Genomic DNA, 22,265 nt, shown 5'->3' on the forward strand with positions numbered 1-22,265 from the left:
AAACAAAATTTCTTATAAAGAACACCCTATCCTTCTTACCGGATAAGTCCAGTCCACTCTTGGGGAGAGGCATCGGGAGTGATAAGCCGGAACGAGTTTCGACGATGGTTGTTCCATGGCGCTCCAGACCCCCGATGCTATCCTGAAGGCTCTCGGCGACAGGCCCCTCCGCGATGCGGGGGAGCTGCGGGCCAGGCTCGTGCCCGAACTCAAGCTCTACCTTGAGGAGGGAAGGGCGAGGGGAGAGCAGCAGCTTCTGGATACCCAGGACGGCCTTGTCTGCGCCAAGTATCTCTCGACGCATATGGACGATCTTGTCCAGCTCGTGCACGACGCTGTGGTGAAGCATCTCTATCCTGCCGGGACCCCCTCCTCGGGCGAGCGCATCGCCGTCGTGGCGACAGGCGGCTACGGGCGCGGGACCCTGGCTCCAGGTTCGGATGTCGATCTGCTCTTTCTCCTGCCTTACAAGCAGACGGCCTGGAGCGAGAGTGTCGTCGAGGCGATGCTCTACGCCCTGTGGGACTTGAAGCTCAAGGTCGGTCACGCCACTCGCTCGGCAGAGGACTGCATTCGAGAGGCCAGGGCCGACATGACGATCCGCACGGGGCTTCTCGAGGCTCGCTTCCTTTTTGGCGACCGTGCGCTGTTCGACGAGCTCGTGCAGCGCTTCGACAAGGAGATCGTTGCGATCTCCGCCCCGGAATTCGTGGACGCGAAATTGAAGGAACGCGATGCGCGGGTGGCGAAGGCTGGTGCCTCGCGTTATCTCGTGGAGCCCAATGTGAAGGACGGCAAGGGGGGCTTGCGCGACCTCAACACGCTCTTCTGGATCGGCAAATACGTCTACCAGGTGAAGAAGCCGAAGGAGCTCGTGAAGGCGGGCCTCTTCACACCCGAGGAGTTCAAGCTCTTCCAGCGCTGCGAGGAATTCCTGTGGCGCGTGCGCTGCCACATGCATTTCGCAACCGGTCGCGCCGAGGAGCGTCTCACGTTCGATCTGCAGCGGGTCATCGCCGAGCGCATCGGCGTCGCGCCGCGCGGTGGCCTGTCGGCGGTTGAGCGCTTCATGAAGACTTACTTCCTCATCGCGAAAGACGTGGGCGATCTCACAGCCATCGTCTGCGCCGAACTCGAAGCGCGCCAGACGAAGAAGCGGCCGATGCTCGACCGGGTGTTCGGCCGTTTCCGCCGCCGTCGCGGTGGGGCGCTCGCGGGGGACGATTTCATCATCGACAACGATCGCATCAACGTGAAGAACGAGGATGCGTTCGGGCGCGATCCCGTCAACCTGATCCGCCTGTTCTGGCTCGCGGACAAGCATAATCTGCCGATCCATCCTGATGCCACGCGGCTTGCCACCCGTTCGTTGAAGCTCATCGGACAGAACCTGCGCCGGGATCCCGAGGCCAACAAGCTCTTCCTCGACATCATCACCTCCAAGAACGCGCCGGAGGTGGTTTTAAGGCACATGAACGAGGCGGGCGTGCTCGGCCGCTTCATTCCCGATTTTGGCCGCATCGTCGCGATGATGCAGTTCAACATGTATCACCACTATACGGTGGACGAGCATCTCATCCGCTCCATCGGTGTGCTCACGGAAATAGAGGCGGGACATCTTGGCAACGAGCATCCGCTCGCCAACCAGATTTTCAATACGATTCAGAACCGCCGCGCACTTTATGTCGCCGTGTTCCTGCACGACATCGCCAAGGGACGCCCGGAGGATCACTCGATTGCGGGCGCTGCGATTGCGCGCAAGCTCGGGCCGCGCTTCGGGTTGACGGATGCTGAGACGGATACTGTGGCGTGGCTTGTCGAGCATCACCTGCTCATGTCGAACACGGCACAGAGCCGCGATCTGTCGGATCCCTCCACCATCAAGAGCTTCGCCGACGTGGTGCAGACCATGGAGCGCTTGAAGCTCCTGCTCGTGCTCACCATCGCGGACATCAAGGCGGTGGGCCCTGGCACATGGACGGGCTGGAAGGGCCAGCTGCTGCGCACGCTCTATTATGAAACCGAAGTGCTGCTCGGCGGCGGCGCGGCGGATATCGCGCGCTCCGATCGCGTCCGTTTTGCGCAGGAACAGTTGCGCAGCGCGCTTTCCGATTGGCCGGACGAGGAGTTCGAACAATATGCGGCGCGCCACACGCCGGCTTATTGGCTGAAGACCGATGATGAGCGGCGCGTGAAGCAGGCGCATTTCGTGCGCGCCGCCGACAGGGACGGACGCACGGTCGCCACCTGTTACGAAACCGATCACTTCCGCGGTGTGACTGAGCTCACCGTCCTGTCCCCCGACCATCCGCGTCTGCTCGCCATCATCACCGGCGCCTGCGCGGCGGCGGGCGGCAACATCGTGGATGCGCAGATCTTCACGACCACGGACGGAATGGCGCTCGATACCATCGTGCTCTCGCGCGCCTTCGACCGGGACGAGGACGAGCTGCGCCGCGCGGAGCGCGTCGCCAGGGCCATCGAACGGGCGCTGAAGGGAGAGGTGAAGATCGCCGATCTCGTAGAGAGCAAGCGGCCGTCCAAGCCTTCACGGGCCTTCAACGTGCCGCCCGAGGTCACCATCGATAACTCTTTGTCGAGCCGCCAGACCGTCATCGAGATCTCCGGCCTCGACAGGCCCGGCCTGCTCTATGACCTCACGACGGCGCTCGGAAAGCTCAACCTCAACATCGCCTCCGCCCATATCGTGACCTTCGGCGAGAAGGCGGTGGACGTGTTCTATGTGACGGACCTGACGGGCACCAAGGTGACCCATGCCGGTCGTCAGGCCACGATTCGCCGGACCCTGCTCGATGTCTTCAAGACCGAGGAAGCGGAGCAGCCCCAGAAGCGGAGCGCTTGATTTGTGAGCGCTTCGACCTGATATGTGCCCTGACCCTTTCCCTATCCCAGTTGATCGACCATGAATCCGAACGACACGGAAAACCAGAACATGAATCCCCAGGCCGAACCCGCCAACGGCGCCGAAACCGAGGCTGCCGCTGCGCCCCAGGTTGACCCGGTGGCCGTACTCGAGGCTGAAAAGGCCGATCTGAAGGACAAGCTCCTGCGCCTCATGGCGGACATGGAGAACCTGCGCCGCCGCACCGAGCGCGAGATGGCCGATGCCCGCACCTACGCGGTGGCCAATTTCGCCCGCGACATGCTGAACGTGGCCGATAACGTCCGCCGCGCCATCGAGAGCGTTCCGGAGGATGCGAAGGCCTCGGCCGAAGGCGCCTTCAAGGGCCTCCTCGAGGGCATCGACCTGACCGAGCGCGACCTTCTCAAGACCCTGGAGCGCCACGGCGTGAAGAAGCTCGACCCACAGGGCCAGAAGTTCGATCCGAACGTGCATCAGGCCATGTTCGAGGTGCCGAACCCCGACGTGCCGAACGGTACGGTGGTGCAGGTGGTCCAATCCGGTTACGTGATCGGCGACCGCGTGCTGCGTCCGGCCTTGGTTGGCGTGGCCAAGGGCGGTCCCAAGGCTCCGGCCAACGGCGCGGGCTCCGAGGCTGCCGAAAACTCTTCCTCCGCTTCTTAAGTGGATCTTCTCCAGCACCTTCCTTTTGAAGCCATCGGCGTCGCCGTCTTCGCGCTCACGGGCGCGTTGATGGCGGCCCGCAAGGGCATGGACCCGTTCGGCTTCGCCCTGCTTGCCACCCTCACGGGCGTGGGCGGTGGGACGGTGCGGGATCTCCTCATCGGCACGAGGCCGGTCTTCTGGGTGGGCGATCCCACCGATGTGCTCGTCTGCCTGATCGTTGCCGAGATCGTCTTCGCCCTCGGTCCGAAGAACGTGGCGGCCTTGGAGGGCGGGCGGCGCGGCCGCGTGCTCCTCTGGGCGGATGCGCTGGGGCTCGCGCTCTTTGCCATCACCGGCGCGGCCAAGGCGATGGCCGCCGGCGTCCCCGCCTTGTCGGCCATCGCGCTCGGCACGATTACCGCCACCTTCGGCGGCATCATTCGCGACATCTTCGCAGGCATCACGCCGCTCGTCCTGCGGCAGGAAATCTATGTCACGGCGGCAGCCCTGGGCGCCGCCGTCGCCGTCACCCTGCAGGCCATCGGCCTTCCGCCCTCGTTGAGTGCAGCAGCAGGTTTTGCCGCTGCCTTCGGATTGCGGGCACTTGCCATCCTGCGCGGGTGGTCTCTCCCGACCTTCCCAAGCCGGGAGTAGTTTTCTCAAAAGTTCGTCTCGACCCCATCGGCGATGGCGCGGAAGCGCGGCAGGTTCTGATCCCGCTGCTCCTCGCGCGTGAGGCCGACCATGCGCACGTAACGGTCGCCGTCGAAGCGGATCGACTGCATCACGACGATAGGCTGGCCCGATTCTGCTTCCGTAGCCCTGGCGACGATCTCATGCCAGTCCTGGCCTTTCAGACGGAAGGATTCCGAGCGCTCGATGCGGATGTCTTTCAGCACCTGGTTCGAGTAGAGGGCGGTCTGGGCGAATTGCTTGCGCCGCTCGCCAGGAGGCGGCGGGGGGTGGAGAGAGGTCGCCAGGATCATGATCGGCTGCTCGACGGACTTGATCGTGTCCTTCGGACCATCGGTGAACAGCACGGAATTGCCGGCCATCACACGCACAGGCCTGAAACCCGCCTTCTCGCCGAGACGGAAGGGCAGGGCGGAGATCTGTTCGTCCAGGGACACGTCATGGCGCAGGGCAACGCTCTTGAGGGCGTCGCGAATCTGCGCATCGCTGTAGCCGTCCTGGCCGCCCTGAACCTGGGCCACGACGAGACCGGTCATGGCGTCATCCTTGATCACGAGGAGCCATTTGCGGCCTATCTCGGGTCTCGTCATGGTCCCGCTGACGAGAATGGCATTCTTGGAGCCGAGCCTCACATTCTCGCGGGACTTCACCTCCAGCCCCTGCCTCTTCAGCACCTCTTTCGTGAGCCCGGAGGAGAGCTGATCGAAGGCTTGGGCCGGCATTTCCGCGAAGGTGATCACGGCGGCCCGCTCCTCGTTCTCGAAGCCGCTGAAGCGCTTCGACAGGGCCATGTCCTGCGGCGGAACGATGCCGATCCGCGAGGCGGGCGGAAAAACGGGCTCGGCGGCCAAGGCCGCCTGGACCGAGAGGATGAAGCCGAAAGCGGCAACAGAAAGAGCTTTCATGGAGGCCCCTTGAGCGTTCTTTGTGGCTGTCAGGCTAAAGCGGCTCTTCCACCTTGCGCAAGGTGAGATTGAGCCGTCCTCCCTGCGGCAGCAAGTCCGAGCTGCCGGGGATCAGCCGGTCGATGCCATGATAGATCAGGCGCGCCGGCCCGCCGAACACGATCGCGTCACCGGATTTCAGGCGGATTGAACGGGTCGGGTCCTTGCGCTCCAGCCCGCCATAACGGAACAGGGCGGTGTCCCCCAGAGAGAGGGAAACGACAGGCGCGGCGAATTCCTTCTCGTCCTTGTCCTGGTGCAGCCCCATCCGTGCCGCCGGCTCGTAGAAGTTGATCAGGCAGGCATCGGGCGGGTGCGGATAACCGCTCAACTCGGACCAGGCCTGCTGCACCCGCTCCGGTATGGCAGGCCAGGGTCTTCCTGTCTCGGGGTGGCTCGGCTGGTAGCGATAGCCCTCAATGTCGGAGACCCAGCCGAGCCGTCCGCAATTGGTCATGCGGACGGAGAAGGGCTTGCCCGTGCGCGGCATGCGTGGCGTGAAGAGGGGGGCGACCCGCGTGATCTCGCGCAAGGCTTGCAGAAGCTGCTCCTGCGCGGAGCGATCCAAGTAATCCGGGTAGTAGACGACACCGGGGCTAAGGGTGATGGAGGGCATGACCCTATCTGGCACGTTCCGTCTCCGCCTGTCATCACCGGCCTTGTGCCGGTGATCCCGATGCAAATAAGCGCAGCACCCTTCCAAAATGAGATGGCCGGGACGAGCCCGGCCATGACAGGGGAAAATGCGAAAGGCCCTTTATCCCTCCAGCACTTCCTTGCTGGCGACCGTCGTGTCGGTGTTGAGGTGATAGACCAGCGGGATGCCGGTCGCGAGCTCGAGGCTGGGGATCGTCTTGGCGGTCAGGCCGTCGAGCACCATCACGAGGGCGCGCAGGGAATTGCCGTGGGCCGCCACGAGCACGCGCTCGCCGCGCATCACGCGGGGCAGGATCTCGCGGATGTAGTAGGGCAGCACGCGGGCCACCGTGTCCTTCAGGCTCTCGCCGCCGGGAGGGGGCACGTCGTAGGAGCGGCGCCAGATATGAACCTGCTCCTCACCCCAGCGGGCGCGGGCATCGTCCTTGTTGAGGCCGGAGAGATCGCCGTAATCGCGCTCGTTGAGCGCCTGGTCGGCAAAGGTCTTCAGATCCGGCTGGCCGATTTCTTCAAGGATCAGCTTGCAGGTGGCTTGAGCGCGCGACAGGTCGGAGGTGAAGGCCACATCGAACTGCACGCCCATCTCCTTCAGGCGACGGCCGGCGGTGCGCGCCTCCTCGATGCCGAGAGCGGTCAGGCCCGGATCCTTCCAGCCGGTGAACAGGTTCTTGAGGTTCCATTCGCTCTGGCCGTGGCGGGCAAGCACAAGAAGGCGATCCATGCGAGGCGTTCTCCGCTTTGTTCCCTCCCCCTTGCGGGGAGGGGTAGGGGTGGGGGTGGTACGACCGGGTGAGAGATCGATCAGTCGATGCTGTATCAGCCTAATTGCTCCAGCAATTCAAGCGCAGAGCTTTGACTTTGCGACCCCCACCCTCAATCCCTCCCCGCAAGGGGGGGAGGGAAGAAACGCTACAAATCCTTCAGGCCGAGCACATCGGCCATCGTATAAAGCCCGGGCTTCTTGTCGAAGCCCCAGAGCGCAGCCTTCACCGCGCCGCGGGCGAAGATGCTGCGATCCTCGGCCCGATGCGACAGCTCCAGGCGCTCGCCGGCGCCGGCGAAGATCACCGTGTGGTCGCCGACCACCGAGCCGCCGCGCAGGGTCGCAAAGCCGATATCGCCGGCATTGCGCGCTCCGGTATGTCCGTCGCGGCTTCGCACCGAACGGTCTTTGAGGGAAATCCTGCGGCCTTCCGCAGCCGCCTCGCCGAGGAGAAGCGCCGTGCCGGAGGGAGCATCCACCTTCATGCGGTGGTGCATTTCGAGGATCTCGATGTCGAAATCTTCGCCGAGCGTCGCAGCGACCTTCCGCACGAGGCCGGCGAGCAGGTTCACGCCGAGCGACATGTTGCCGGACTGGACGATGCGCGCATGCCGGGCGGCGGCTTCGAGCCTGGTGAAATCGTCTTCCTGCAAGCCGGTGGTGCCGATCACATGGACGATGCGCGCCTGGGCGGCGAGCCCCGCGAAGGATACGGTGGCGGCGGGCGATGTGAAGTCGAGAACGCCATCGGCCTTGGCGAAGACCGGGAGGGGATCGGCGGTCACGCTCACGCCGAGCGGAGAAAGCCCCGCAAGCACGCCCGCATCCTGCCCGAGCGCATGAGAGCCCTCCCGCCCAATGGCGCCTACGAGGCGGCAGCCTTGCGCCTCGGCCACGGCCTTGATGAGCATGCGCCCCATGCGCCCGGCCGCTCCGACCACGACAAGTCGCATTTCGCTCATGCTCGTTCTCCTATTGTCTGCGCAAGGCATATAGCGGCTTAAGCCACCTTCGAGAAAGCCCTTTGTCGTCATGGCCGGACTGAGACCTTCTCCACGACGTCATCACCGGCCTTGTGCCGGTGATCCCGCTTGCATGAGACGTAGCGTCCTTCGGATCGGGATGGCCGGGACTGATCCCCGGATCAAGTCCGGGGACGGCCATGACGGGATAGGGATTCAACCCGGCTGCGGGCCCTCATAACCCTCGATGATGATGATGTCGGCCACGGCATGGCCGTCCCGCTCGGCCTTGGCGGCTTGGTATTCAGGCGAGTCCCAGCAGGCCAGGGCCGCCTCGTAGGTCGGGAACTCGATCACCACGTTGCGGGCGCGCGCCTCGCCTTCCGCCACCCGGTAGCCGCCGCCGCGCACCAGGAAGCGGGCTCCGAACTTGGCGAACGGCACGGCATTGGCCTTCACATAGTTCTGATAGGCATCCGGGTTGGAGACGTCGACCCGGCCGATCCAATAACCCTTTGGCATCGCTTAGGCTCCTTCGACCAGCACGAACTCGGCGACGCAAGCGCCCTCGCGCTTTGCCTTCGCGGCCTGATATTCGGGAGAGTTGTAATAGGTTCGGGCCTGCTCGACGGAATCGAACTCGATCACGACGTTGCGGGGGCGGGCCTCGCCCTCCAGCGCCTCGTAGGCTCCGCCGCGCACCAGCGGGCGTCCACCATATTGCTTGATCGCTGCCGTGGCGCCCTTGGCATATTCGGCGTAGGCTTCAGGGTTGGTGACGGTGACGCGGGCGATGACATAGCCTTTGGGCATGGAGAGTTCCTCTTTGTTGGGGTGGGGCAGCGAACGCCAGGAGGCGCGATGCGTCAAGCCTTCGCGTCGCCCATCTCCCGCACGATGGCCTCTGCCGCCGCGCGCGGATCCGACGCTTTGACGATGGGACGCGCCACGACAAGATGCGTGGCGCCCTTGCGGATGGCCTCGCCCGGCGTGACGATGCGTTTCTGGTCGCCGGCATCTGCGCCTGTTGGGCGAATGCCGGGCGTGACGATGAAGCGGTCCGGACCGACAATGGCGCGCACGCGCTCGGCCTCGGTGGCGGCGCAGACGATGCCGTCGATGCCGATGTCGCGGGCCTGGCCTGCGCGACGGGCGACGAGTTCCGCGGCCGACACGGGCGCATAGCCCGCCTCAATCAGATCGTTGTCGTCGTAAGAGGTGAGCACCGTGACGGCGAGGATCTTCAGATCCGATCCGGCCTTTCCGGCAACGGCGGCGCGCATGGTCTGCGGATAGGCGTGCACGGTGAGGAACGTCACGCCCATGCGCGCGATGGAACGTACGCCTTCTTCCACCGTGTTGCCGATGTCATGCAATTTGAGATCGAGAAAGATCTTCTTGTCCTGGCCGATCAGCTCGCGCGCGAATTCGAAGCCGCCCGCGTAAGCGAGCTGATAGCCGATCTTGTAGAAGGTGCCTGCATCGCCGATGCGCGTCACGATGGAGCGCGCTTCCTCGACGCTCGGAACATCGAGGCCGATGATGAGCCTGTCGCGGATGTCTCCCCCTGAAACGGGATTCGCGGAAGGAGACAAACCGTTGCTCATGGATGATTGACCTTGTTGTAAACCCAGACGCGGGCCGGGGGCAGGTTGCGCCAGATGCGGTTCGAGGCTCTGGCTTTGTAAGAGTGCGAGCGTGCCGGGATCGGCGGCACGACGGCATAGGTGAACTGGATGAAGGGCGCGTTCAGATGCATCAGCTTCTGCGCGGTCTCGAGCAAATCCAGGCGCTGATCCATGGGCTTGGTAAAGAGCGGCAGGCTCGACACTGTGGCGGCCGCTGGCTCCTTCAGGATGCCGGACAGCGTTTCCTTCAAATCGTAGGCATCCCCCTGAACGATCGTTGCTTTCGGGAAGCGGCGCTTCAGGAGCTGGCAGAATTCGGGGTTGAACTCGACGAGGATCAGCCGCTCCTGGGCCACGCCGCGCCGGATCAGGGCATCGGTCACCGGGCCCGTGCCGGGGCCCAGCTCGATGACGGGCCCTGGAATGCGGGGATCGACGTAAGACGCCATGGTCCGCGCCAGGACCTTGCCCGATGGAGTCACGGCGCCGACAACCAGGGGGCGTTCGAGCCAGGAGCGCAGGAAACGCGCTTCGTCCTGGAATCGGTCTTTCTTGAAGGGCAGTTTCCGGGTCGTGGGCCGTTGGAACGACTGAAGCACTGGGAAGACCCCTCAAGCGGGCGGATCACAAGGGTTGTTTAGAACTCAAAGGAAAGCAGCGTCAAGCTAACTTGATCCGCCAAGTCCGTCGAGAAACTCGCGGAAACGCGAGAAGAAGCCTGAGCTCTCGGGGTGATTTTCCTTCGAGCATTCCCTGTCGAACTCCTCGAGAAGCTCGCGCTGGCGCTTGGAGAGCTTCTGCGGAGTTTCCACAACAACCTGGATGTAGAGGTCACCCACATCGCGCGAGCGCAGCACCGGCATGCCTTTGCTCTTCAGGCGGAACTGCTTGCCGGTCTGGGTGCCTTCGGGAACCTTCACGAGGGCCTCGGAGCCGCTTAAAGTGGGCACGCTGAACTCGCCGCCGAGCGCTGCCGTCACCATGGAGATCGGCACACGGCAGAACAGGTCCGCGCCGTCGCGCTGGAAGAACGGATGGGGCTTGATGGAGAGGAAGATGTAGAGATCCCCCGGCGGCCCGCCGCGCAGGCCTGCCTCGCCTTCGCCAGCCAGGCGAATGCGCGTTCCATCCTCCACGCCCGCCGGGATGTTGACGGAGAGCGTGCGCTCGCGCGTCACGCGGCCCGCGCCGCCGCAAGCTGCGCACGGGTCGTCGATCACCTCGCCGCGTCCATGGCAGTTCGGGCAGGTGCGTTCGATGGAGAAGAAGCCCTGGGTTGCCCGTACGCGACCCGCGCCGCCGCAGGTGGGGCAGGTCTTCGGCTTCGAGCCCGGCTTCGCGCCGGAGCCTGAGCAGGCCTCGCAGGTGATGGAGGTGGGAATCTTCAGTTCGGCGGTCTTGCCGTGGAACGCTTCATCGAGGGTGATCTCGAGATTGTAACGCATGTCCGCGCCACGCTCGCGCCCACCCGTGCCACGGCTTCGGCCGCGTCCGCCGGCATCGCCGAAGAAGTTCTCGAAAATGTCCGACATGAAATCGGAAAAATCGCCGCCGAAGCCGGGACCCGCGCCGCCGCCATTGGCGAAGGCCGCGTGGCCATAGCGGTCGTAGGCCGCGCGCTTCTGCGCATCGGAGAGGGTCTGATAGGCCTCGTTGATTTCCTTGAACTTGAGCTCGGCCTCGTGGTCGCCCGGATTGCGGTCCGGGTGATATTGCATCGCGAGCTTGCGGAAGGCGGATTTCATCTCCGCTTCGGTCGCGGTCCTCGTAACGCCGAGAACGTCGTAGTAATCGCGCTTGGACATGTCAGGTGCCCCTGGGAGCGCACAAGCGCTCCGTCATCCTGCCGGTCGGACCCCGGCGCTCAGCGCGGCCTGTTGCATCGTGGTGATGGGTCGATCGATCGGTCATTGTTGTTTCAAGCCATTTCACGAAAACGGCACCCGGCCATGAAACCGGGTGCCGAATTCTCTCAAGACGTGCGCATCGTTTTAGGCGCGCTTCTTCTTGTCACCCTCGTCGACTTCCTGGAAGTCGGCGTCGATGACGTCGTCCTTCTTGGCCTCTTCGCCGCTCGATGCCTGCTCGCCGCCTTCGCCAGCATTGGCTTGAGCCGCGTACATGGCTTCTCCCAGCTTCATGGAAGCCTGCATCAGGTCCGTGGTGCGGGCCTTGATGACCTCGGCATCCTCGCCGGCGAGAGCCTGCTTGAGCGCGTCGATGGCGGTCTGGATGCCCTGCTTGTCGGACTCTCCAACCTTGTCGCCGTACTCGGCAAGCGACTTCTCGGTGGCATGGATCAGGCTTTCGCCCTGGTTCTTCGCCTCGACAAGCTCGCGACGCTTCTTGTCTTCCTCGGCGTGAGCCTCGGCGTCCTTCACCATCTTCTCGATGTCGGCATCCGACAGACCGCCCGACGCCTGGATGCGGATCTGGTGCTCCTTGCCGGTGGCCTTGTCCTTCGCCGTGACGTTCACGATGCCGTTCGCGTCGATGTCGAAGGTCACCTCGATCTGCGGCACGCCGCGCGGTGCGGGCGGAATGCCCATGAGGTCGAACTGGCCGAGCAGCTTGTTGTCCGCCGCCATCTCGCGCTCGCCCTGGAAGACGCGGATGGTCACCGCATTCTGGTTGTCTTCCGCGGTCGAGAAGACCTGGCTCTTCTTCGTCGGGATCGTGGTGTTGCGCTCGATCAGGCGGGTGAACACGCCGCCGAGCGTCTCGATGCCGAGCGAGAGCGGGGTCACGTCGAGGAGCAGAACGTCCTTCACGTCGCCCTGGAGCACGCCCGCCTGGATCGCAGCGCCGATGGCCACGACCTCATCCGGGTTCACGCCCTTGTGGGGCTCCTTGCCGAAGAAGCTCTTCACCACTTCCTGGATCTTCGGCATGCGGGTCATGCCGCCGACCAGAACCACCTCGTCGATGTCGCCGGCGGAGATGCCGGCGTCCTTGAGGGCCTTGCGGCAGGGCTCGATCGTCTTCTGCACGAGGTCGTCCACGAGCTGCTCGAACTTGGCGCGCGAGAGCTTGAGGGCGAGGTGCTTCGGACCGGACGCATCCGCCGTGATGTAGGGCAGGTTGATTTCGGTCTGGGACGCTGAGGACAGCTCGATCTTCGCCTTTTCGGCGGCTTCCTTCAGGCGCTGAAGGGCGAGCTTGTCCTTCGTGAGGTCGATGCCCTGCTCCTTCTTGAACTCGGAGGCGAGGTATTCGACGAGGCGCATGTCGAAGTCTTCACCGCCGAGGAAGGTGTCGCCGTTGGTGGACTTCACCTCGAACACGCCGTCGCCGATCTCGAGGATCGACACGTCGAAGGTGCCGCCGCCGAGGTCGTAGACCGCGATCATGCCGGACTGCTTCTTGTCGAGGCCATAGGCCAGGGCCGCAGCGGTCGGCTCGTTGATGATGCGCAGGACCTCAAGGCCGGCGATCTTGCCCGCGTCCTTGGTGGCCTGGCGCTGGGCGTCGTTGAAATAGGCGGGAACCGTGATGACGGCCTGCGTCACCGGCTGGCCGAGATAGGCCTCTGCGGTTTCCTTCATCTTCTGCAGGGTGAAGGCGGAGATCTGCGACGGCGAATATTGCTTGCCGTCGGCTTCGACCCACGCGTCGCCGTTCGGACCCTTGATGATGTGATACGGAACGAGGCCCATGTCCTTCTTGGTCATGGGGTCTTCGAAGGTGCGCCCGATCAGGCGCTTGATGGCAAAGAAGGTGCGCGACGGATTCGTGACCGCCTGGCGCTTGGCCGGCTGGCCGACGAGGCGCTCGCCTTCATCGGTGAAGGCCACGATGGACGGGGTCGTCCGGGTGCCTTCCGCGTTTTCGATGACTTTGGGCGTCGTGCCTTCCATGACAGCGACGCAGGAATTGGTGGTGCCGAGGTCGATACCAATGACCTTACCCATGGCGGGATCCCTCACTTTCAAGCAGACCGTCGAGCCCTAAAAGCAGCTCGGCCCATGGCTTACATGTTGAATGACTTAATCAGATCCGCCCCGAACCGGAACGGCCCTGCTGGCGCTGATATAAGAAGGGGTCTCAAACGCTGCAAGACGATCCTGAAGGCTAGTTGGCTTCATTGCATGAGAGTTTGCCCCTGTTGCCGGGCTGCAATAGGGGTAAGGTGCTGATCCCTTTACCGTTTACGCTCTTGAGAGACTTTGGAACTGCCCGAATCCTCCTCTCCCTTGAGGCCCTGATAAACTCTAAGCCAGAATCGGACAGCGGCCGGGTTCATGTCCCGCTCCTCCAGAAATGCCCGAAGCAGCACCTCTGCCCCGGCTCCTTCGCCGTAGCACTCCGCCATGATGCGGGCGGTTTGGGCGGGGTCGAGATCGCGCCAGAGCTTGGCTTCGCGGGTTCGATTCGGATGGGTTTTCATGAATTGGGCTTCATGATGGAGAGAGGATCAATGCCCAGGGCTTCAGCGATCTCCAAGAGTTCCCTCAACGTAAGCTCACGCTCACCATTTTCGTATTTGCTGACATAGCCTCTGTAAGCTCTGAGACGCTTTTCCAACTGGACTTGTGTAAGGCCAGCCTTTTTCCGAGCATGCCTTAGCAGCATGCAAAGCGTTTCCTGCTGAGTTGTATAAATCGATCTCATGAAGCCGCCTTATTGCGAGACAGCCGATCAAATATGCAATTTTATGTAATTTCCCAAAAAGCCGGAATATTCTCTGTTTTAGGGAATCTGGAGAAGTCTCAACCATCGGCGGAAACCAGTATAGCGAGGCCGATCTGCTTCCCATTCTGAGAGTGTCATGAGCACTCACTTCGTCATGGCCGGGCCTGTCCCGGCCATCCCGATCCGGAAAAACGCAGCGTCTCGCCGAATCGGGATCACCGGCCCAAGGCCGGTGATGACAGGGCGGCGGTGCGCAGCTCGACGATTGAACGAAGCCCCCCGTCATGGCCACGCTTGTCCCGGCCATCCCGATCTGAAAAGCGCCGCGCCTCACCGTATCGGGATCGCCGGCCCAGAGCCGGTGATGACGGGGGTGGGGCGGTGCCGCTTGCAATTGTCAGCAAGGCCATCCACTCTGGCTTCATGAGACTCTATTACGTCTATATCCTCGCGAGCCGGCCAGGCGGCGCTCTCTATATCGGCGTCACCAACGACCTTTCCCGGCGCGTGTGGGAGCATAAGACGGGATACGGTGGTGAGCATACGCGGCGCTACAGGATCGACCGGCTCGTCTATTACGAAAGCTATCCGAGCGTCACCGATGCCATTCAGCGGGAGACCTCGATCAAGCGTTGGCCGCGCGCCTGGAAAACCAACTTGATCCTTGAGATGAATCCGACTTGGCGCGATCTATACGAAGAGCTGAATGCTTGAGCTTCCGCCTCCCACGTCATCACCGGCCTTGGGCCGGTGATCCCGATTCGGCGAGACGCAGCGCTTGTCCGGATCGGGATGGCCGGGACAGGCCCGGCCATGACGAAGGTGGAACCATCAACTGACAGGCGGTCGATCCAATGCGCTAAGCCTCGCCTCCACCCAAACCCCGCCCGGCTTCCCACCCTAAAATCGCCTGCTTGCGGGTGAGGCCCCAATGATAACCGGTGAGCGCGCCGGAGCGGCCGAGGACCCGGTGGCAGGGGACCACGAAGGAGATGGGGTTCCGGCCCACCGCCGCGCCCACGGCCCGGCAGGCGGCTGGCTTGCCGATATGGCGGGCGATGTCGGAATAGGTGGTGGCCTTGTCGCGGGGAATGCGCAGCAGGGTCTGCCAGACCCGCACCTCGAAATCCGTGCCGATCAGCACGACCCGCAGGGGCTGCTCCGCCTGCCACTGGGTCGGGTTGAAGATGCGCCGCGCCAGCGGCGCGGTGGCGGCCGCGTCCTCCACGTACTCGGCCTTGGGCCAACGGCGGGTCAAGTCGGCGAGCGCTGCCTCACGGTCGCCGTCATCCACGAAGCCGAGGCCGGCAAGGCCCCGCTCAGTCGCCACCAGAACCGCCTCGCCGAAGGGGGAGGGGTGGAAACCGTAGCGCATGGTGAGGCCTGCGCCGCCTGCCTTGTAGTCGCCCGGCGTCATGGCTTCGTGAGTCACGAAGAGATCGTGCAGCCGGGCCGGGCCTGAGAGACCGAGCTCGTAGGTGGCGTCGAGCACGCTCGCGGAATCCGCCAGGAGCGTCTTGGCGTTGTCGAGAGTGATCGCCTGGAGAAAGGCCTTCGGGCTCAAGCCCGCCCAGCGTCGGAAGAGGTGATGCACATGGGTGGTGGAGAGCCCCACATGGTCGGCGATGGCTTCCAGGGAGGGCTGCTCCCGCCAGCGCTCGGAGATGAACGCAATGATCCGGCGCACCCGCTCATAATCGGCTTGAGGCTCCTCCGGTTGGATGAGATGGCCCGGTTCGATGGTGATGTCGCGCAAGGTATCGAGCATGGCGTTTTCCTCTTGAGGCTCACTCTAGGAGGTTCCAGGAGGAGGCGACACCCGATTTCTGTGGTGGGTCTCACCCGCTCCACACTCCTCGTCATGGCCGTCCCCGGACTTGATCCGGGGATCAGTCCCGGCCACCCCCGCCTTTTTGCTCTGTGCCGTTTCCACCTCGTCATGGCCGGGCTTGTCCCGGCCATCCCGATCCGAAGGACGCTACGTCTCATGCAGGCGGGATCCCCGGCTCAAGGCCGGGGATGACGGCGGAGGCAGCAGAGGAATGTTCTGCTTTTGTTCTTGACTTTTGTCCTAAGCTCGGCCATATATGAACGCGTCCGCAGCACGAGGGACGCGCCCGAGGCGTCGGTCGTGGCGGCGGATGCAGATCCGGCGGCCAGGTCTCGCAAGCCTGATTCCGCAGGGAGGACGAGTGCGGGCACGTGGCGGACAAACCTGATCGGGCAGGCTCCGTCGGCGACCTGTCAGCCTCGCCAGCACCGGGTCAAGCCCGAGGCTGCGCGACAAGCGCCGTAAAGCGCCTCTGAGGGTTCGTCCCTGATGGTGCCGGAGCGCGAGGCCGGAGCCCCTTCACGATCTGCGCGCGGGACGCGTTGCGCTTCCCGAGTCCGGGCGGATCTCTCCCGCCCCGAACATCTTTCGCGCGCTCCGCCGGGGCCTGCGAAGCCGAACGCGTCCCGCGCCTCCCTCGGTCGCGGCGACCTCGGGGCTTGTCAGCCCCGAGGCTAAAGGCGCTGGCTCTTTGACAAGCTCGTTCAATCGTCCCTGTGCGCAGTGAATTGGGCATGCCCGAAGACGTCACCCGAAGACTCGGCCTTACCGGGTCGTGTCGAACTGGATGTGCATCACCTTCCATTCGCCATGGCGAGAAGCCCATTCCGTTGGGATCCTGAAAGGCGCACATTCGTCGAGGGCACGCAGGGCTCCTTTGGCGGCAAAGGAATTGGGTGAGCCGCGAATGATTTCAGGTTGCCGTTCGAGAGCCCCGTTCGACTTCAAACGCACCTCCACGATAACCGGCTCTGCTCCAGCCGCCTCTTTGGGAAGCCTGTAGCAGGCCTTGATCTGATCATGAAACACGACCTTCAGATCTTCCCGCCTGTCGGAGGTGGTGACGCAAGCGGACAGGCCAGCAGCTATTGTTCCGAGGAGCAGGGTCGGGAGCAGGCGGTTCATCGGGATATCCTTTTCAGCCGATGATTATAGCTACAATATTACGGGAATCGATGCTCTCGAAATTGACGGCTTCAATAGCCCCGCTTCACGTCCGAGAGCGCACGGCCGAAGGCGTCGGCCAAGGTCTCCCGCTCCTCGGGTGAGAGATCGCGGGCGATCACCACGTGCTCGTTACGGGAGGTGAGCGCCAGTTTCTGCAGGCCGAACTCATCATCCGCTTCCCGGTCGAGGCGGGTCCAGAGCGGATTGAACTGCCATTCGCGCGCTTCGCCCCGCTCGCTCACCTTTCGCAGGAGCAGCCGGATCGGTGTGAGTTCCAGGAGTTCGAAGGCTTGGCCCCGCCGGTAGCTGACGCGGAAGGCGATGTAGAGGCCGAGGAAGTCGAGGCCGAAGAAGCCCGCGACGGGCCAGAAGCCCATGATCACGAAGGGCAGGCTCGCGATGACGGATATCAGGCACACCAGCGCCATCATAGTCTTGAACCCTTGAGGGCTCAAAGACCGATGGGGGCGAATGACGGCCGAGAACACCGGCTTCTCGAACCGGTCGGCTTCGTCATCAAATGTCGCCTTGCTGCCTGCCATGGTCCAGATATAACGCGGGAATGTCCGATCTGAAGCCGTCCCCCCGCCGCACAACGAAGCCCAAATCGAGCCCTGCCGTTCCGGCCAAGGCCGTTGCCAAAGCTGTCCGCTTGCGGAGCCCTAAGCCCGTCGACCGGGCTACCATGATCGAAATCTTCCGGCGCCTCAAGGAGGCGAACCCGGAGCCGAAGGGCGAGCTCGATTACACCAATCCCTATACGCTGCTCGTTGCCGTGGCGCTCTCGGCGCAGGCGACGGACGTCGGCGTCAACAAGGCGACTAGGCAACTGTTTCGCGTTGCCGACACGCCGCAGAAGATGCTGGCGCTCGGCGAGGAGGGGCTTCGTCAGCACATCAGGACGCTGAACTTCTTCAACACGAAGGCCAAGAACGTCATTGCGATGTCGAAGCGCCTCGTCGAGGAGTTCGGGGGCAAGGTGCCCAACTCCGTCGAGATCCTGGAGACCCTGCCGGGCGTGGGCCGCAAGACCGCGAGCGTGGTGGTCAACATCGCCTACGGCGATCCGCGCATTGCCGTCGACACGCATATCTTCCGTGTCGCCAACCGCCTGCCGCTTGTGATCACCAAGACGCCCCTCGAGACGCAAGTGGCGCTGGAGAAGCTGATCCCGAAGGAATATCTGCTCCACGCTCATCACTGGCTGATCCTGCACGGGCGCTACATCTGCAAGGCGCGCAAGCCCGAATGCTGGCGCTGCCCGGTCAACGACCTCTGCCGCTATCCGGACAAGACGATTCCGTAAGCCTTACGGCTTGAGGCAGCGCGGCGCTTGGCGCACGCAGGCGATGCCGGGCGTCGAGCAGGCCAGCCCTTGCGGGGTCCGGGCGCACACGATGCAGCCGTCGGTCCATTCGGAGCAGGTGGGCTCCTGTACCGCTTGTCCTTCCGCCTGAAGAGGCGCGGAGGCTCCCGCGACGACGGCGAAGGCCACGATCACGAGAGCCACGACAGCGGCCAGCAGAACCGCGAAGAATTCGGTGCGTTCCAGCATGGCTCATCCGAAGGCGATGAGGCCGGCAAGGCCCGCCGCGCCGACGATGATCCGCCAATAGGCGAAGGGCGTGAAGCCATGGCGGGAGACGTAGGCGAGCAGCGTTCTCACCACCACCACGGCGGCGATGAAGGCGGCGATGAAGCCCGCCACGATGGTGACGGCGTCATCGGCCGACAGGATCTTGTAGTTCTTCAGGAGGTCGTAGGTGAAGGCCCCCGCCATGGTGGGCAGCGCGAGGAAGAAGGAGAACTCCGCCGCCGCCCGCTTCGAGGCGCCCATCAGCATGGCGCCTACGATGGTGGCGCCCGAGCGCGACACGCCGGGGATCATGGCGAGGCACTGGAGCAAGCCAATCTTCAGGTACATGGAAAGGGGGAAGCGGGTCGCATCGTCCTGGGTGGCCTGAAACGGCATCCGATCGACCAGGAGCAGCACGAAGCCGCCCGCGATCAGGGTCATGCAGACGATCCAAGGGTTGAAGAGCACTTCCTTGATGAAGCCGTGCAGCACCGCGCCGATGAGGGCCGCCGGCAGGAAGGCGACCACGACGCCGACCACGAAGCGTCTGGCATCCGGATCGTACGGCAGGGCCTTGGCGATGGTCCAAAGCTTGCTGAAATAGACCGAGAGGATCGCAAGGATCGCGCCCAGCTGGATCAGGACCTCGAAGGTTTTGCCCGTGGATTGAAATCCCAAGAAATGTCCCACGAGCAGGAGATGCCCGGTGGAGGAGACCGGCAGGAACTCGGTCAGCCCCTCGATGAGGCCGAGGAAGAGCGCCTCGATGATGTTTGCCATCGTTGAAAATCCTTAAGCCGGCGCCAGATGCAGGAGCGCTCCCGGACGTGTCAAGAAAGCATTGCAGCAACAAGGCCGCCTTCATGCGTCTGGGACATGAGATTCACCAAAATTCCTTACCGCCCGTTAACGGAGCAAGGCCTTATTCTCGCCGCTTGTTTCGCGTCTGACACTTTTCATGGCCACCCTGCATTCCTATCCCTTTTGCCCGCATTCGCGGTTTGCGCGCCTGATCCTGGCGGAGACGGGCCTTGAGCCTGATCCTGTCGAGGAGAAGCCGTGGGATCGGCGCATCCCCTTCCTGGAGATCAATCCGGCCGGCAATCTCCCGTTGCTGGTGGATGATAACGGCTTGGCCGTCCCGGGGGCGCGGGGAATTGCGGATTACCTAGACGATGTGAAGGGAGAGGCCCTGAAAGACCGCAGGCTATTGCCGCAGGGTCTGGCGCAGCGGGTCGAGGTCCGCCGCCTGCTCGACTGGTTCTTGGTCAAGTTCCACGAAGAGGTCTCGGAGTACCTTGCCACGGAAAAGATCTACAAGCGGTTCATGCCCATCGAACTGGGCGGCGGTCCGCCGGACATGAGCGCGATTCGCGCTGCGCGGGCCAATGTGCGATACCACTTGAAATATATCGGTTTTCTGATTTCCAAGCGGAATTGGCTGGCCGGCGACCAGATGACCTATGCGGATCTGGCGGCGGCTGCCCATCTCTCTGTAGTGGATTATCTCGGCGACGTGCCATGGGAAGAGGACGAAACGGCGAAGCATTGGTACGCCCGGGTAAAATCCCGGCCGTCGTTTCGCGCGCTCCTGGCGGACCGGGTGCCGGGCATGGCGCCGGCGGACCATTACGACAACCTGGATTTCTAGGATCTGATCAGAACAAGCGGGAACCGGTTGTTCGCCCGGATCATGCGGCAAGCGTGAAGCAAGACGGCGAAGCCCTGAAGCGCGCGTTCGTCGAACGCGCCAAGCAGATCGGCTTCGACACGATCCGCATCGCGGCGCCGGATTCCATCCCACTCGCGCCGGAGCGCCTGAAAGCGTGGCTTAAGGCAGGCCATCACGGTTCCATGGACTGGATGGTGGAAACGGCCGAGCGTCGCGCCGATCCGCGCACGCTCTGGCCCGAGGTGCGCAGCATCATTCTGCTCGGTGTCAACTATGGCCCCACGAGCGATCCGCTGGCGGCACTCTCGAAGAAGGATTGCGGCTCGATCTCGATCTATGCCCGCAACCGTGACTATCACGATGTGATCAAAGGCAAGCTGAAGGAAATCGCAGGCTTCTTCGCCGCCAGGGCTTCATCCGATGTGAAGGTATTCGTGGATACGGCGCCCGTGATGGAGAAGCCTCTGGCGGAAGCAGCAGGCCTCGGCTTCCAGGGCAAGCATACGGTCATCGTCTCACGGGAGTTCGGCAACTGGCTGTTCCTGGGCGCGATCTTCACCACGGCGGAACTGCCGGCCGACGAGCCGGAGCGCAACCATTGCGGCTCGTGCCGCCGTTGCCTGGATGTCTGCCCGACAAACGCATTTCCTGCGCCGTTCCAGCTCGATGCGCGACGCTGCATTTCGTATCTGACCATCGAGTACAAGGGTCACATTCCGGAGGAGTTGCGCCCCGGCATCGGCAACCGGATCTTCGGTTGCGACGACTGTCTCGCGGTCTGTCCTTGGAACAAGTTCGCGCAAGCCAGCCGCGAGGTGAAGCTGATGCAGCGCGACGATCTCGCGGCTCTCCCGCTTTCCGAGCTTGCACGTCTCGATGATCCGAGCTTCCGCACGCGCTTCTCAGGGACCCCGATCAAACGCACGGGACGTGATCGCTTCATCCGCAATGTGCTGATCGCCATCGGCAATTCCGGCGACGCGGCTCTGGCGGATGAAGCCGTACGGCTTCTCGACGATCCATCGCCGCTTGTGCGCGCCATGGCGGTTTGGGCCCTTGGCAGATTGCTTCCCCACGAGGCCATCGTGCCTCTTAGTGCAGAGCGTTTCGAGCATGAGAGCGATGCCGACGTGCGCAGGGAATGGAACCGCGTGCTCTCGGTGAAAGAAGACGCTCACGCGGCGTGACGGTTCGCAGCCGGGCCGAAATGGTCGATGTAGCGTGGATTGATGGCAGAGACGGGCAAGATGACGAGGACGTCCGTCGTGCCGAACTGCTTGTCGATCACAGCGCCTGTGCCGAAGGTTGCGCCCAAACGTAGATAGCCCTTGATCAGCGGTGGCAGGGCATGCAGCGCGGCTTTCGGGTCAACGGCTTCCTTCGGCAGAATGTCCATGCGCGTGAAGCGCTCCGGCAGCGCGCGTGCCTGCCATTCGGTGGGGGCGGAGGCGTAATGATGCAGGAAGCTCAGGGGGAGCGCGAGATCTTTCGGGTTCGTGCCCTCAAGGCTCGCACATCCGATCATCACATCGATCTTGTAGTGCAGAACGTAAGTCCAGATGCCGTGCCACAGCAACTCGACCGTGCGCTTGTTGCGGTAGGGCTCGAGCACGCAGGATCGGCCGAGTTCAAGGAAGCGTAAGGAGGAATGCGCCTTCAGCAGAGGCGCAATATCGTATTCGCCACGGGTGTAGAAACCCTGATGACGCTCCGCAATTTCCTGGCGCAGCAGGCGATAGGTGCCCACCACCTTCGGCTTCGCGCTGCGCAGAGGTCCAGTCTTCGCAGCATGGTCGAGAACAAGAAGATGATCGCAGATCCAATCGTACTCGTCGACGTCACGGCGTGAGAGTACGGCGGCGCCCTGCGGTACGGCGGACATTTCCTCGTAGAAGACTTTGAAGCGCAGCTTCTGTGCACGCCGGATTTCCTGGGTCGTCGTTGCAAGGCGCACTTCCAGGGAGCCGATACGTCCGAGAACGGGATCGAGGCTGCCGTAATCGCGCACCGTCCGTCCCATCTTCTTGCCAAACCCCTTTAAGGCCGGGATCAGCGAAGGCTTCACGGGAGAGGCCGTTCCATTCAGCGGGGAAGAAGTCATCTTGGTCTCGCAGGCCGGTCTGCTGGTGGATGTGCCGGTCTTTCGCCGTGACATAGCCGTCATTTCAAACTGTTTTGTGACAAAGTATATCGCAGCTGCCGCAAGATTTC

25 protein-coding genes are annotated in these 22,265 nt (G+C 63.3%); 7 read left to right on the top strand and 18 right to left on the bottom strand.

All coding sequences use genetic code 11. The features are described 5' to 3' along the window. The first annotated feature begins 115 nt into the window (after positions 1-115). The 3 genes from DC522_RS03485 to DC522_RS03495 are packed head-to-tail and all read left to right on the top strand — an operon-like array spanning position 116 to position 4,183. Positions 116-2,863 (top strand): [protein-PII] uridylyltransferase, encoded by a 2,748-nt coding sequence (locus DC522_RS03485; RefSeq protein WP_116527311.1) that lies wholly within the window; start codon positions 116-118, stop codon positions 2,861-2,863. A gap of 60 nt (positions 2,864-2,923) precedes the next feature. Continuing rightward, a complete protein-coding gene (gene grpE, locus DC522_RS03490) occupies positions 2,924-3,547 on the top strand; it encodes a nucleotide exchange factor GrpE (RefSeq protein ID WP_116527312.1) in 624 nt (207 codons plus the stop codon). Then, positions 3,548-4,183, top strand: a complete 636-nt coding sequence (locus DC522_RS03495) for a trimeric intracellular cation channel family protein (RefSeq protein WP_245443935.1) — start codon at positions 3,548-3,550, stop codon at positions 4,181-4,183. A 5-nt stretch (positions 4,184-4,188) separates the two neighbouring features. Here DC522_RS03495 and DC522_RS03500 read toward each other — a convergent pair whose 3' ends face one another. The 12 genes from DC522_RS03500 to DC522_RS37170 form a co-directional block, all read right to left on the bottom strand. Beyond that, a complete protein-coding gene (locus DC522_RS03500; RefSeq protein WP_116527313.1) occupies positions 4,189-5,127 on the bottom strand; it encodes a hypothetical protein in 939 nt (312 codons plus the stop codon). A 34-nt stretch (positions 5,128-5,161) separates the two neighbouring features. Then, positions 5,162-5,782, bottom strand: a complete 621-nt coding sequence (locus tag DC522_RS03505; RefSeq protein ID WP_116527314.1) for an alpha-ketoglutarate-dependent dioxygenase AlkB — start codon at positions 5,780-5,782, stop codon at positions 5,162-5,164. A 141-nt stretch (positions 5,783-5,923) separates the two neighbouring features. Further along, on the bottom strand, positions 5,924-6,544 hold the full coding sequence (locus tag DC522_RS03510) for a 2,3-bisphosphoglycerate-dependent phosphoglycerate mutase (RefSeq protein WP_116527315.1): 621 nt from the start codon (positions 6,542-6,544) through the stop codon (positions 5,924-5,926). A gap of 188 nt (positions 6,545-6,732) precedes the next feature. After that, positions 6,733-7,539, bottom strand: a complete 807-nt coding sequence (dapB, locus tag DC522_RS03515; protein WP_116527409.1) for a 4-hydroxy-tetrahydrodipicolinate reductase — start codon at positions 7,537-7,539, stop codon at positions 6,733-6,735. A 225-nt stretch (positions 7,540-7,764) separates the two neighbouring features. Beyond that, positions 7,765-8,070, bottom strand: a complete 306-nt coding sequence (locus DC522_RS03520; protein WP_116527316.1) for a DUF1330 domain-containing protein — start codon at positions 8,068-8,070, stop codon at positions 7,765-7,767. 3 nt (positions 8,071-8,073) lie between these two features. Beyond that, positions 8,074-8,361: a DUF1330 domain-containing protein gene (locus DC522_RS03525; protein WP_116527317.1), complete on the bottom strand. Its 288-nt coding sequence runs from the start codon at positions 8,359-8,361 to the stop codon at positions 8,074-8,076. 53 nt (positions 8,362-8,414) lie between these two features. Beyond that, on the bottom strand, positions 8,415-9,155 hold the full coding sequence (gene pyrF / locus DC522_RS03530) for an orotidine-5'-phosphate decarboxylase (RefSeq protein ID WP_116527318.1): 741 nt from the start codon (positions 9,153-9,155) through the stop codon (positions 8,415-8,417). After that, entirely contained in the window at positions 9,152-9,775 is a 624-nt protein-coding gene (locus DC522_RS03535; RefSeq protein ID WP_116527319.1) for a class I SAM-dependent methyltransferase, read from the bottom strand. The genes pyrF and DC522_RS03535 overlap by 4 nt, the downstream gene beginning before the upstream one ends. A gap of 66 nt (positions 9,776-9,841) precedes the next feature. Then, positions 9,842-10,981, bottom strand: coding sequence for a molecular chaperone DnaJ (gene dnaJ / locus DC522_RS03540; protein ID WP_116527320.1), 1,140 nt, complete (start codon positions 10,979-10,981; stop codon positions 9,842-9,844). A 186-nt stretch (positions 10,982-11,167) separates the two neighbouring features. Then, positions 11,168-13,087, bottom strand: a complete 1,920-nt coding sequence (gene dnaK, locus DC522_RS03545) for a molecular chaperone DnaK (protein ID WP_116527321.1) — start codon at positions 13,085-13,087, stop codon at positions 11,168-11,170. Between the two features lie 230 nt (positions 13,088-13,317). Next, complete coding sequence (locus tag DC522_RS03550) at positions 13,318-13,563, bottom strand: hypothetical protein (protein ID WP_116527322.1); 246 nt, start codon at positions 13,561-13,563, stop codon at positions 13,318-13,320. Continuing rightward, positions 13,560-13,787, bottom strand: a complete 228-nt coding sequence (locus DC522_RS37170; RefSeq protein WP_116527323.1) for a helix-turn-helix domain-containing protein — start codon at positions 13,785-13,787, stop codon at positions 13,560-13,562. The genes DC522_RS03550 and DC522_RS37170 overlap by 4 nt, the downstream gene beginning before the upstream one ends. Before the next feature lie 444 nt (positions 13,788-14,231). Here DC522_RS37170 and DC522_RS03560 point away from each other — a divergent pair, with 444 nt between their 5' ends. Next, positions 14,232-14,522: a GIY-YIG nuclease family protein gene (locus DC522_RS03560; RefSeq protein ID WP_116527410.1), complete on the top strand. Its 291-nt coding sequence runs from the start codon at positions 14,232-14,234 to the stop codon at positions 14,520-14,522. 145 nt (positions 14,523-14,667) lie between these two features. Here DC522_RS03560 and DC522_RS03565 read toward each other — a convergent pair whose 3' ends face one another. The 3 genes from DC522_RS03565 to DC522_RS03575 form a co-directional block, all read right to left on the bottom strand. Continuing rightward, positions 14,668-15,576: a bifunctional helix-turn-helix domain-containing protein/methylated-DNA--[protein]-cysteine S-methyltransferase gene (locus tag DC522_RS03565; RefSeq protein WP_116527324.1), complete on the bottom strand. Its 909-nt coding sequence runs from the start codon at positions 15,574-15,576 to the stop codon at positions 14,668-14,670. An 828-nt stretch (positions 15,577-16,404) separates the two neighbouring features. Then, positions 16,405-16,764 carry a hypothetical protein gene (locus tag DC522_RS03570; RefSeq protein WP_116527325.1) on the bottom strand — a complete coding sequence of 120 codons (360 nt, stop codon included), beginning with the start codon at positions 16,762-16,764 and terminating at the stop codon, positions 16,405-16,407. A gap of 71 nt (positions 16,765-16,835) precedes the next feature. Beyond that, the gene (locus tag DC522_RS03575) at positions 16,836-17,348 is read right to left on the bottom strand and encodes a DUF2244 domain-containing protein (RefSeq protein ID WP_116527326.1); all 513 of its coding nucleotides are present in this window, start codon (positions 17,346-17,348) and stop codon (positions 16,836-16,838) included. Between the two features lie 20 nt (positions 17,349-17,368). Between DC522_RS03575 and nth the strand changes: the two genes are divergently transcribed. Next, the gene (gene nth / locus DC522_RS03580) at positions 17,369-18,112 is read left to right on the top strand and encodes an endonuclease III (RefSeq protein WP_116527327.1); all 744 of its coding nucleotides are present in this window, start codon (positions 17,369-17,371) and stop codon (positions 18,110-18,112) included. 3 nt (positions 18,113-18,115) lie between these two features. Here the strand turns inward: nth and DC522_RS03585 are convergent, their stop codons facing one another. After that, on the bottom strand, positions 18,116-18,361 hold the full coding sequence (locus DC522_RS03585; protein WP_116527328.1) for a hypothetical protein: 246 nt from the start codon (positions 18,359-18,361) through the stop codon (positions 18,116-18,118). A 3-nt stretch (positions 18,362-18,364) separates the two neighbouring features. Further along, positions 18,365-19,162, bottom strand: coding sequence for an undecaprenyl-diphosphate phosphatase (locus DC522_RS03590; RefSeq protein WP_116527329.1), 798 nt, complete (start codon positions 19,160-19,162; stop codon positions 18,365-18,367). Between the two features lie 178 nt (positions 19,163-19,340). Between DC522_RS03590 and DC522_RS03595 the strand changes: the two genes are divergently transcribed. Next, entirely contained in the window at positions 19,341-20,033 is a 693-nt protein-coding gene (locus tag DC522_RS03595; protein WP_116527330.1) for a glutathione S-transferase family protein, read from the top strand. Positions 20,034-20,086: 53 nt separating this feature from the next. Continuing rightward, the gene (queG, locus tag DC522_RS03600) at positions 20,087-21,241 is read left to right on the top strand and encodes a tRNA epoxyqueuosine(34) reductase QueG (RefSeq protein WP_116527331.1); all 1,155 of its coding nucleotides are present in this window, start codon (positions 20,087-20,089) and stop codon (positions 21,239-21,241) included. Here the strand turns inward: queG and DC522_RS03605 are convergent. Further along, a complete protein-coding gene (locus DC522_RS03605; protein WP_205769486.1) occupies positions 21,229-22,155 on the bottom strand; it encodes a GNAT family N-acetyltransferase in 927 nt (308 codons plus the stop codon). The two genes, queG and DC522_RS03605, sit on opposite strands and share 13 nt — an antisense overlap. Positions 22,156-22,265: the final 110 nt, after the last annotated feature.

It is taken from the genome of Microvirga sp. KLBC 81 (assembly GCF_003075415.1).
In the GTDB taxonomy this organism is placed as follows: domain Bacteria; phylum Pseudomonadota; class Alphaproteobacteria; order Rhizobiales; family Beijerinckiaceae; genus Microvirga.

Bases quoted from the DNA above. Each gene is read 5' to 3' on its own strand.
- DC522_RS03605 (WP_205769486.1), bottom strand. From the start codon at position 22,155: ATGACTTCTTCCCCGCTGAATGGAACGGCCTCTCCCGTGAAGCCTTCG.
- dnaK (WP_116527321.1), bottom strand. From the start codon at position 13,087: ATGGGTAAGGTCATTGGTATCGACCTCGGCACCACCAATTCCTGCGTC.
- dnaJ (WP_116527320.1), bottom strand. From the start codon at position 10,981: ATGTCCAAGCGCGATTACTACGACGTTCTCGGCGTTACGAGGACCGCG.
- nth (WP_116527327.1), top strand. From the start codon at position 17,369: ATGTCCGATCTGAAGCCGTCCCCCCGCCGCACAACGAAGCCCAAATCG.
- DC522_RS03590 (WP_116527329.1), bottom strand. From the start codon at position 19,162: ATGGCAAACATCATCGAGGCGCTCTTCCTCGGCCTCATCGAGGGGCTG.
- grpE (WP_116527312.1), top strand. From the start codon at position 2,924: ATGAATCCGAACGACACGGAAAACCAGAACATGAATCCCCAGGCCGAA.
- DC522_RS03575 (WP_116527326.1), bottom strand. From the start codon at position 17,348: ATGGCAGGCAGCAAGGCGACATTTGATGACGAAGCCGACCGGTTCGAG.
- DC522_RS03485 (WP_116527311.1), top strand. From the start codon at position 116: ATGGCGCTCCAGACCCCCGATGCTATCCTGAAGGCTCTCGGCGACAGG.
- DC522_RS03570 (WP_116527325.1), bottom strand. From the start codon at position 16,764: ATGAACCGCCTGCTCCCGACCCTGCTCCTCGGAACAATAGCTGCTGGC.
- DC522_RS03595 (WP_116527330.1), top strand. From the start codon at position 19,341: ATGGCCACCCTGCATTCCTATCCCTTTTGCCCGCATTCGCGGTTTGCG.
- DC522_RS03500 (WP_116527313.1), bottom strand. From the start codon at position 5,127: ATGAAAGCTCTTTCTGTTGCCGCTTTCGGCTTCATCCTCTCGGTCCAG.
- pyrF (WP_116527318.1), bottom strand. From the start codon at position 9,155: ATGAGCAACGGTTTGTCTCCTTCCGCGAATCCCGTTTCAGGGGGAGAC.
- DC522_RS03505 (WP_116527314.1), bottom strand. From the start codon at position 5,782: ATGCCCTCCATCACCCTTAGCCCCGGTGTCGTCTACTACCCGGATTAC.
- DC522_RS03520 (WP_116527316.1), bottom strand. From the start codon at position 8,070: ATGCCAAAGGGTTATTGGATCGGCCGGGTCGACGTCTCCAACCCGGAT.
- DC522_RS03560 (WP_116527410.1), top strand. From the start codon at position 14,232: ATGAGACTCTATTACGTCTATATCCTCGCGAGCCGGCCAGGCGGCGCT.
- DC522_RS03510 (WP_116527315.1), bottom strand. From the start codon at position 6,544: ATGGATCGCCTTCTTGTGCTTGCCCGCCACGGCCAGAGCGAATGGAAC.
- DC522_RS03565 (WP_116527324.1), bottom strand. From the start codon at position 15,576: ATGCTCGATACCTTGCGCGACATCACCATCGAACCGGGCCATCTCATC.
- DC522_RS37170 (WP_116527323.1), bottom strand. From the start codon at position 13,787: ATGAGATCGATTTATACAACTCAGCAGGAAACGCTTTGCATGCTGCTA.
- DC522_RS03585 (WP_116527328.1), bottom strand. From the start codon at position 18,361: ATGCTGGAACGCACCGAATTCTTCGCGGTTCTGCTGGCCGCTGTCGTG.
- dapB (WP_116527409.1), bottom strand. From the start codon at position 7,539: ATGCGACTTGTCGTGGTCGGAGCGGCCGGGCGCATGGGGCGCATGCTC.
- DC522_RS03525 (WP_116527317.1), bottom strand. From the start codon at position 8,361: ATGCCCAAAGGCTATGTCATCGCCCGCGTCACCGTCACCAACCCTGAA.
- DC522_RS03550 (WP_116527322.1), bottom strand. From the start codon at position 13,563: ATGAAAACCCATCCGAATCGAACCCGCGAAGCCAAGCTCTGGCGCGAT.